Annotated in this window: 6 protein-coding genes and 1 riboswitch; all 6 genes read right to left on the reverse strand. The window is 37.4% G+C overall.

Annotated features, from left to right (window positions below; translation table 11 throughout):
* Positions 1–3,902 (reverse strand): Rib/alpha-like domain-containing protein (locus tag HMPREF2937_RS10245; protein WP_070864509.1); only part of this gene is annotated, 3,902 nt, incomplete at its 3' end.
* A 376-nt stretch (positions 3,903–4,278) separates the two neighbouring features.
* Entirely contained in the window at positions 4,279–4,989 is a 711-nt protein-coding gene (locus tag HMPREF2937_RS10250; protein WP_023015621.1) for an alpha/beta hydrolase family protein, read from the reverse strand.
* A gap of 177 nt (positions 4,990–5,166) precedes the next feature.
* A complete protein-coding gene (gene gmpC / locus HMPREF2937_RS10255) occupies positions 5,167–6,009 on the reverse strand; it encodes a dipeptide ABC transporter glycylmethionine-binding lipoprotein (protein WP_002480032.1) in 843 nt (280 codons plus the stop codon).
* Between the two features lie 23 nt (positions 6,010–6,032).
* The gene (locus HMPREF2937_RS10260) at positions 6,033–6,692 is read right to left on the reverse strand and encodes a methionine ABC transporter permease (protein WP_070864510.1); all 660 of its coding nucleotides are present in this window, start codon (positions 6,690–6,692) and stop codon (positions 6,033–6,035) included.
* Position 6,693: 1 nt separating this feature from the next.
* Entirely contained in the window at positions 6,694–7,710 is a 1,017-nt protein-coding gene (locus HMPREF2937_RS10265; RefSeq protein WP_070864511.1) for a methionine ABC transporter ATP-binding protein, read from the reverse strand.
* A 117-nt stretch (positions 7,711–7,827) separates the two neighbouring features.
* Positions 7,828–7,939, reverse strand: a riboswitch (SAM riboswitch).
* Positions 7,940–8,122: 183 nt separating this feature from the next.
* A partial coding sequence (locus HMPREF2937_RS10270; RefSeq protein WP_142351436.1) for an LPXTG cell wall anchor domain-containing protein occupies positions 8,123–9,342 on the reverse strand: 1,220 nt, incomplete at its 5' end.

Here is a 9,342-nt window from a genome sequence, read left to right on the forward strand (position 1 = left end):
ACTGTTCCTGGTGTTTGACCATTTGGAATTTGTGTAGGGTTATCGACTTTGATTGTCGGTGTACCTTTGTCTTTAGGGAAGTCTGGTACTGTGACTTTGTCTTTAACCTCTTGTTCTGTTGTACCTTGACCATATGGTTTTGTGATTGAACCTGTTGTTGGTTGGTACGTATCTGAGTCTTTCGGTCCGACTGTCACTTTCACATTCACTGTATCTGTTGTTTTGTCAGGATAAGTCACTGTAACTGGGACTTGGAACTCACCGCTTGTTTGACCATTTGGCAACTTGCTTGTATCAACTGTGATTGTTGGTGTGCCTTTGTCTTTAGGGAAATTCGGCACTGCGACTTTATCTTTTACTTCTTGTTCTGTTGTTGCTTGACCGTATGGTTTTGTGATTGAACCTGTTGTTGGTTGGTACGTATCTGAGTCTTTCGGTCCGACTGTCACTTTCACATTCACTGTATCTGTTGTTTTATCTGGATATGTTACTGTAACTGGGACTTGGAATACACCACTTGTTTGACCGTTTGGTAAATTGTTTGTATCAACAGTAATGACTGGTTGTGCACCTGTTTTAGGGAAGTTTGGAACACTTACTTTTCCTGTTACATCATTTGATGTTGTTGGTGTACCATACGGCTTTGTAATTTCTCCTGCTGTTGGTTGATATTTATCATTATCAGGTTGAACTCCTACTGTCACTTTGACATTCACTGTGTCCGTTGTTTTGTCAGGATAAGTCACTGTAACGGGAACTTGGAACTCACCGCTTGTTTGACCATTTGGCAACTTGCTTGTATCAACTGTGATTGTTGGTGTGCCTTTGTCTTTAGGGAAATTCGGCACTGCGACTTTATCTTTTACTTCTTGTTCTGTTGTTGCTTGACCGTATGGTTTTGTAATTTCTCCTGTAGTTGGTTGGTACGTATCTGAATCTTTCGGTCCTGTAATAACAGGTACATTTACTACTTCACTTGTACCATCTGGATATTGTACAGTCACTGGTACATTTACTGTACCTGGCGTTTGACCATCTGGAATTTTTGAAGTATCTACTGTATAAGTCGGTTGATTACCATTTCCTGGGAAATTAGGAACAGAAACTTTTGATTTCACTTCATTTTCATCTGTTTTTTGACCAAATGGTTTATGGATTGCTTCAGTTGTCGGTTGATATTTATCGTTATCAGGTTGTACTTTTGTAGTAACCGGAACTTCAATAACTTCTGAAGAATTATCAGGATAATGTACAGTCACCGGTACATTCACTGTACCTGGTGTTTGGCCATCTGGAATTGTTGTTTCATCCACTGTATAAGTTGGTTGATTACCTCCAGCTGGGAAGTCTGGTACAGATACTTTTCCTGTGATTTCACCAGGTGTTGCTTTATGACCGAAGTCTTTTTCAACTGAACCTGCAGTTGGCGTATATTTGTCTTTATCAGACTGTGCTTTTGTGACTACTGGTACATTAACGTGCGCAACAGAACCATCTGGATACGTAACAGTAACAGGTACTAGAACTTTACCAGGCGTATTTCCATCAGGTAATTTATCAGGATGATCTATTGTTATTGTAGGTTTTTTAAGATGAGTCGGATATTTAGGGAATGTGACATGACTCATAACATCTTCTTCAGTTGCTGGTTGTCCGAATTCTTTAGTTACTGTTTGCGCTTTTGGTGGATATTTATTAGCTTCTGTTATATGAACAATTACAGATGAACCAGCGATATCGTTACCACCAGAAACAAGTACTGCAGTATAAATATCACCTTCCTGAGCCTCTTTAGGAATCGTAAATCCACTTACTTGTTCTCCTCGTTTTGGCGTTGTAAAGTCCGGAGCTCTATGCACTGTTTGTCCGCTAGGATTTCTCCATTCGATGTGTGTAGGCATTGGTGGTACATCACCATTAGGCAATTTAACATTAACACGACTGCCTGGTGCTGCTGGGTTGTCTGTCGCATTATACGGTACAGTATGAAGATCAATGGTATCCGATGGACTCAATACTACCGCAAAGTTCACATTTGCCCATTGTTGAACCCCTGAATAAGGTGCTGAAATTGGTACGAAAGAGATATTTTGGTTCGCTTTTCTAAATTCTGGTGAGGTAAATCCTGAATACGTTTGAACGAGTTTGCCTTTAGTATTTAGCACAAAACCATAAATATGATCCACATCCAAAGTACCATTAGGGAATTTAGCTGCGTAAACCCCATTTCCATCAACCACTGAAACAACAGTAGATGAAATATATTCTGGATGCGCAGTTAATAATCTTTTCGCAGCTGCAGCACGTTCATGTACAGGTACACGTTGTACTTCATTTCTATAAGCTGCTGCACCTTGTGAAGTTAATGAGCTTAATACAACTTTATAACCCGCTGCGACTCTATCTCCTAAATTCGAGTTATAGTTAGGACCAGTTGCTGAGTTGGCTCTATCTCCACCTGAGCTTTCTATCCAAACTTTACCACGAACGACATTATAACCATCACCAGCTAATAGTTCTGGATAACTATGGTTACCTTCGCTTGTAATCCATTGATTTTTAGGTTTCGTCATATAATTACCGACTGGCACTTCAGCCATAAAAATACCTGTGCGGCCAATATTTTTACCTACTACTGGAGTTTGCCCCATATTGTTATCAGTAAATGTGTCTACAAATACACCTGGATAAAATCCACCGGCTTGTCGTAACATTGTCGCTTTGTTGCCATTAGGTAATGTAAAATCTGGAATAGCAAAACGATATTTTTGTCCTTTAAAAGCTTTATATACATGGTGTTTACCTGTCGCATCTGTCCAACCTTGTCTTAAGTCAAAGGCAAAGGCACCTGGACCATCTTGTGCACTGTCATCACGATTTTTATTATGTGTATATGCACGATAAATTGGTGAAATTGATCCATCTTTGTCCATCCATTGTAAATAAACCGGTGTATTGACAGGTACTGGAGCTAAACCATTTGTACCTACAGATGGGATACCTTGGTCCGCCATCCAAGCACGACCGGAAATTAAGTTAGTTTTACTTAATTCATCTGAACCTGAACGAACATAACCGTTTTTAATCGCATCTGCATCAATAATTATCGGTTCAATCGGAAGTGTTACCGCATATTTTACAAAGTCTGGATTATCTGCCACTTGTTCTGCTTCTGTAGTCAAATCTTCACGTACAGCAGGTTTATACCAAGTTTCATATTCATGGGATAATTGATAAAGTAAAGCTTGTTGAATTTCTTCGGGTGTGGCTTGACTGTCTAAATTCAATTCTTGAATTAAAGTCTGCGCTTCTTCTATAGAGGCGCCTGAAGATTGTGCATAAAATTCAGCAGCTGTATTCAAATCTTGAACTTGTTGAATGCCTAAAATAGATTGAGGTACTTCTACTTTAGGTGTTTCAGCTACTTTTTGAACTGTGGTGTTTGTCTCAAACGGAGCTGTTTCTGTTGAAACTTCTTGTGATTTTGGAGCTGCAGTCGCTTCTTTTTCGACTGTTGGAGCTATAACTTCTTGATGATCAGAAGTTGCTTTTTCTGTTGAATCATTACTAGCTTTTGTTGGTAGTGATTCAACTTCAGTTTTCGGTACTTCTTTAGTTTCATCTGGTGTTGTTATTTCAGATGATGTAGTTACTGCAGTTTCATTAACAACTGCATCTGCATGATTCACTTCAACATTAGTGTCTTTGTCTGGTGTTGTTGCGTTAACTGTAGATGTGGTTGATGTTTCAGCTGCTTTCGCATCTTGTGTATTCACCCCGAATAATAAGATAGCTCCTACTAGAATAGAAGCAGTACCTACAGTGAATTTACGAATAGAATATTTGTTTTTTCTATCCGGTTGGAAAGATGCTTTGTTCTTAGATGTGTGTTCGTCTTTCAACCTAGACACTCCTTAATTTTAATTTAGGCATGCAAAATAATAACAAGAATAATCCCTTTCACCCCTTCTTGTTCTCTTTGAAAATTACAGATTCGAATTCTTCTTATCATCATACATAGCACCAAATAAATTATAACACTTATCTAATTGTACGTAACAATATTTCTGGTTCGTTTTCCTTATGTTATTTTATAAAAAAATGTTATAATTTCACCCAAACTAGTTAACGCATATCTAAATTTAGTTATCTCTCAGAAAGAGAATTAAATATGCTTTTCTATGAATTTTAGACATACAAATAACGTTACAATATAAAAAAAGGAATGGATTGCTCCATTCCCAATGTGTTTTACTATTATAGTTTCCTTAGAGTTATTTAATTCTCTTCATTTTCTTGTTCTTGATCAACCCATTCTAACATCAAGTCAAAGTGTCTGCCTTCAGGTTCAATGTTATCCATATGAGCTAAACTTGAAAATGCATATAAATCAATCGTGTTTTCAGTATTTTTTGTCACATAATCAATCGTTGTATCAATCTCTACTTGTGTATCATCAAAACCATGAATGATTAATGTTTTAGTATTCAATGGCAAACGTGAAATGGGTGATGCCGCATATAATATATCTTCTGAAACATCACCAAAATATTCTTCTGCTGCGTTTCGTCCTAATTCTTTTGCTTTTGTATATGGTACATCAGTAACAGGTGATAATGCGACAATTCTATCCGCTTCATCTTCATTATTTAATACGAGTTGTCCACCCACTGAATGTCCTATAAGAATCAATGATTGACCTTCACCTACAAATTCAGAATTTCTAAATGTTTGAACTGCTTTTTTAACATCTTCTTCTGGTATAGGCCATTTATGCTCTCCACGACGATATTCAACATTTGCGACATTGTAGCCTTTATTTGTTAAAACTTCAATCATTTTATCATTTAAAGAACGATCGAATTTTTGGCGCCAATAACCACCATGAACTAACACAATCCATTTATCAGCATGTTCTCCATTTTTATCATTTGATGCATAAACATCAATTAATTGTTCTTCATGGTCTCCATAATATAATACTTCCATCGATAATCACTCCTAAGTGAATGTGATTTTCTAGCACTAACTCTTTACCCCCTTTTGTCAGTACCCACACTTTGCCGGACTGATAATACATACAAGTTGATGAAGTCTGCATTCGTCACATAAAATAAGCCGACAAACCTAGAAGATTTGCCGACCATTTAAATGATAGCTGTGTTATTATTTTAAACTGTCTTGAATTTTTTTGATTTCATCTTGTTTTAAATCAACCACGATTTCGCCATCTTTAACTTCTTCTTTTAAAGCTTTTTGAGCTTCTTTAGAATGATAAAGTGCCGCAACTTTTTTCAATGTTTTATCGTCTTTGTCTTTAGAGTTTACTGCGATAATGTTGATGTATGGTTGTGATGCTTTTGTATCATCTTTTTCTAAGTAGATTGGATCTTTCTTCGCATCTAAACCTGCTTTAGTTGCTACGCCGTTGTTGATAACTGAAATATCTACATCGTCTAATGCACGTGCTGTTTGTTGTGCATCTACTGCTTTGATATCTAAATTCTTTTTGTTTTCTTCGATATCTTTAATGCCGCCTTTTAAACCGAAGTCTTTAGAAAGTTTGATGTAACCTGCTTTTTCTAATAATTTTAATGCACGTGCTTGGTTAGAAACATCGTTTGGAATGATAACTTTCGCACCGTCTTTTAAGTCTTTAATGTCTTTAATCTTTTTAGAATAGATACCTAATGGCGCAAATACTGTCGTACGAATCGGTGTGATTTTTGTACCTTTATTCGCTTTTTCATATTGATCTAAGAATGCAAAGTGTTGGAATGCGTTCATTTCGATATCCCCATCGTTTAGCGCCTTGTTTGGTACATTGTAATCAGAGAATTGTTTAACTTTCACTGTAATACCATCTTTTTTCGCAAGTTCTGCAACTTTATCCCATACTTTTGTTTCGTTAGATGCTACGCCGACTGTAACTGTTTTGCTATCATCTTTCTTACCGCATGCAGCTAAAAGAACCACAAATGCGATTGCTAATACTAATAATTTCTTCATTCAATGACTTCCCCTTTACTTGTTTAATTTCTACGAATTTTCTTAGCCAAGACATTCCCTAAAGATTGAATCAGCTGAACCATAATAACTAAAATGACTACTGTAATCACAATGACGATTGTGTCGAAACGTTGATAACCATAAGCAAGTGCCAGGTCACCAATACCGCCTCCGCCGACAGCGCCCGCCATGGCAGTTGCTCCGATTAAACCGATAATTGCTGTTGTTAATGCTAAAATCAATGAACCTAATGCTTCAGGTAGTAAGAAGTAACGGATGATTTGAAGCGGTGATGCACCCATCGCATTTGCTGCTTCAATCACACCTGAATTCACTTCTAATAATGAGTTTTCAACCAATCTCGCAATATAAGGTGCGACATAAACTGTTAACGGTACGATTGCAGCGGTTGTCCCAATCGATGTACCTACCACTAATTTTGTGAATGGTACAATCGCAATTAATAAAATAATGAAGGGTACCGAACGCAATACGTTGATGACAGGGTTGAGAATATGATAAATCACCACATTTTCCCATATACCATCTTTCTTAGTGACTACAAGTAGTACACCAAGCGGAATACCGATTAAAGAACCGATTACTAATGAAATAGAGACCATCAATAACGTTTGATATAACGCCTCTATTAATTGAGACGAATCTAATGTAGATCCAAGCATGTTATACGACCTCCTCAAATTCAATATGACTTTGTTTCATATAATCAAATGCACGTTGCTTACCTTCATTTGATCCTTTGATACGAAGTGTTAAATAACCGACTGAAGTATCTTGAATATCTGACATCGATGCATAAATAACATTCACATCTAAATTGAAGTCTTTAATTAATGTTTGAATCACTGACAATCCAATTTGTGAACCTTCTAGATAAACTTTGACGTCCACATAATCTGCGTCAGTTGGTAATTGATGAATCATCTTATCACTAATATCTGTACTGATAACTGTAGAAACGAAGCTTTTCGCAGTTTTCGTCTTAGGATGACTGAACACCTCTAATACACTGCCGATTTCGATGACACTGCCTTGCTCCATAACCGCAACTTTATCGCAGATTTGTTGAATCACGCCCATTTCATGGGTAATCAATAAAATGGTAACGTCAAATGTTCGATTGACCTTCTTCAACAATCGCAAGATTGAATCTGTTGTTGCTGGGTCTAAAGCACTTGTTGCTTCATCACATAACAAGATTTTAGGATCAGTAACCAAAGCTCTCGCAATCGCAACTCTTTGTTTTTGACCACCCGATAACTCATTAGGATACTGTGAACCTTTATCTCCTAGACCTACGAACTCAAGCATTTCGTCAACTTTCTCTTTTATGTATGACTTTTCCTTGCCTTCAAGGATGAGCGGCATCGCAACATTATTGAATACTGTCTTAGAATTTAATAAATTGAAATGCTGGAAAATCATGCCTATATTTTTCTTCACTTTACGCAATTCTTTTTTGCTGTATTGATTGATGTCATGACCATCCACAATAATGTTTCCTGATGTCACATTTTCAAGCTTATTGACTAATCGGATTAACGTACTTTTACCAGCACCGCTATACCCGATGACGCCGAATATTTCTTGGCGTTCTACAGTAAAGCTGACATCTTCCAAAGCCTGAATTTCCGTTGAGCGTTTACGGAATGTTTTATTGACATCCTTGAACTCAATCATAGGTAAATCCCCCTTAATAATTTGAAATAAATGAATGTTAACTATTTTGAGATAACTCTATAAAAAGAAAATCCCGAGGACTAATGAAACAAGTCCTCGGGATACATATATCGGCTCGTCTCATCTTCACAGTGTTCTACTGTAGGAATTGGCACAGTAATTAATCTTCATAATTAATCCTGTTGCCGAGGCTTCGCAGGGCCTGTCCCTCCGCCTCTCTGGATAAGATAGTTTTATTCAATTCATTTATATTCCATATGTTACAAAGTCTGACAGAAAAAGTCAACGTTATTTTTCAGAAATTTAGATAAATTTATTCAATTCAAAAAATCTAAAATAAGAAAGCGATTACATTACTCGCAATAAAAAGAACCAGGCCGAAGCCCGGTTCTTACATAATTAGAACTTAATCTTATTCTTCTTCTTTACGACGTCTTGATCCAAGTACTGTTGTTGCACCTAAACCAGCCATAATTGCACCATAAACTAATGCTGCTGTATCGTCTGAACCTGTTTCAGGTAAAGCTTTAGCTGTTTGTTTAGGTTTTGTTGTTACTTTTGGTTGTGGTTGTTCTACATTATGATAAACCACTTTATGCGTAGTTTGTTTACCTACGAATTTATGACTATGATCATTATTTACATTAATGAATCCAGTATAACCATGAGTATCCGATGTTGGTGTACCATTGTTTCCACCTGGTGTAACTGTGTCTGGTGTTGTATTTGGTACTGGCACTGTATTTGGCACCGGTACTGTATTCGGTACTGGTACTGTATTTGGTACTGGCACTGTATTCGGTACTGGCACTGTATTCGGTACTGGTGTTGGTGTCGGTGTTGGCTCTGGTGTCGGTACTGGTGGTGTCACAGTATTGTGTTGTGCTGGAACCAATGGAATCATTGGAATTGTCACTTTTGGTGTGTCTGGTTTTCTGCAAGGTACGATAATTCTTGTATTATCTGCACATTGTAATATTACATTACCTTTCACATCATGATTATATCCAATAATCACAACCGCGTTACCGTTCGCATCACTAGGAATATCAACACGTTGACCATCGCTAAAGATAATCACATTCGTATTATCATTATCAATGTAGTTATTGATGATATATATCGGTTGTGTTGGTTGAGCATCTCTGCCATCGCGACCATCTCTGCCATCGCGACCATCTCTGCCGTCACGTCCATCTCGACCATCTCTACCATCATTTCCTTTTTGAATAGTGATTCTTGATCCATCATTGAATTCAATTACTGTATTACCGTTTGGATCTTGGCTTGTACCTTTAACTGTAACTGAAATGCCGTCTTTACCTTTCGGTACTGTAATTGAATTACCATCGCTGAATGTCACTACTGTGTTACCATTCGGATCGATTGTTTGACCTGTCACTGTGATTGATTTACCGTCTTTTCCATCACGGCCATCTTTACCGCGTTGAACAGTTACTTTAGAGCCATCACTGAATTCAATCACTGTATTACCGTTTGGATCTTGGCTTGTACCTTTGACTGTAACTGAAATGCCGTCTTTGCCTTTTGGTACTGTAATTGAATTACCGTCACTGAATGTCACTACTGTGTTGCCGTTCGGATCGATTGTTTGACCTGTCACTGTGATTG

The sequence above is a fragment of the Staphylococcus sp. HMSC061G12 genome, assembly GCF_001838465.1.
GTDB lineage: Bacteria > Bacillota > Bacilli > Staphylococcales > Staphylococcaceae > Staphylococcus > Staphylococcus simulans.

Excerpts from the sequence above, each read along its gene's own strand:
- HMPREF2937_RS10250 (WP_023015621.1), bottom strand. The coding sequence starts at position 4,989 with ATGGAAGTATTATATTATGGAGACCATGAAGAACAATTAATTGATGTT.
- gmpC (WP_002480032.1), bottom strand. The coding sequence starts at position 6,009 with ATGAAGAAATTATTAGTATTAGCAATCGCATTTGTGGTTCTTTTAGCT.
- HMPREF2937_RS10260 (WP_070864510.1), bottom strand. The coding sequence starts at position 6,692 with ATGCTTGGATCTACATTAGATTCGTCTCAATTAATAGAGGCGTTATAT.
- HMPREF2937_RS10265 (WP_070864511.1), bottom strand. The coding sequence starts at position 7,710 with ATGATTGAGTTCAAGGATGTCAATAAAACATTCCGTAAACGCTCAACG.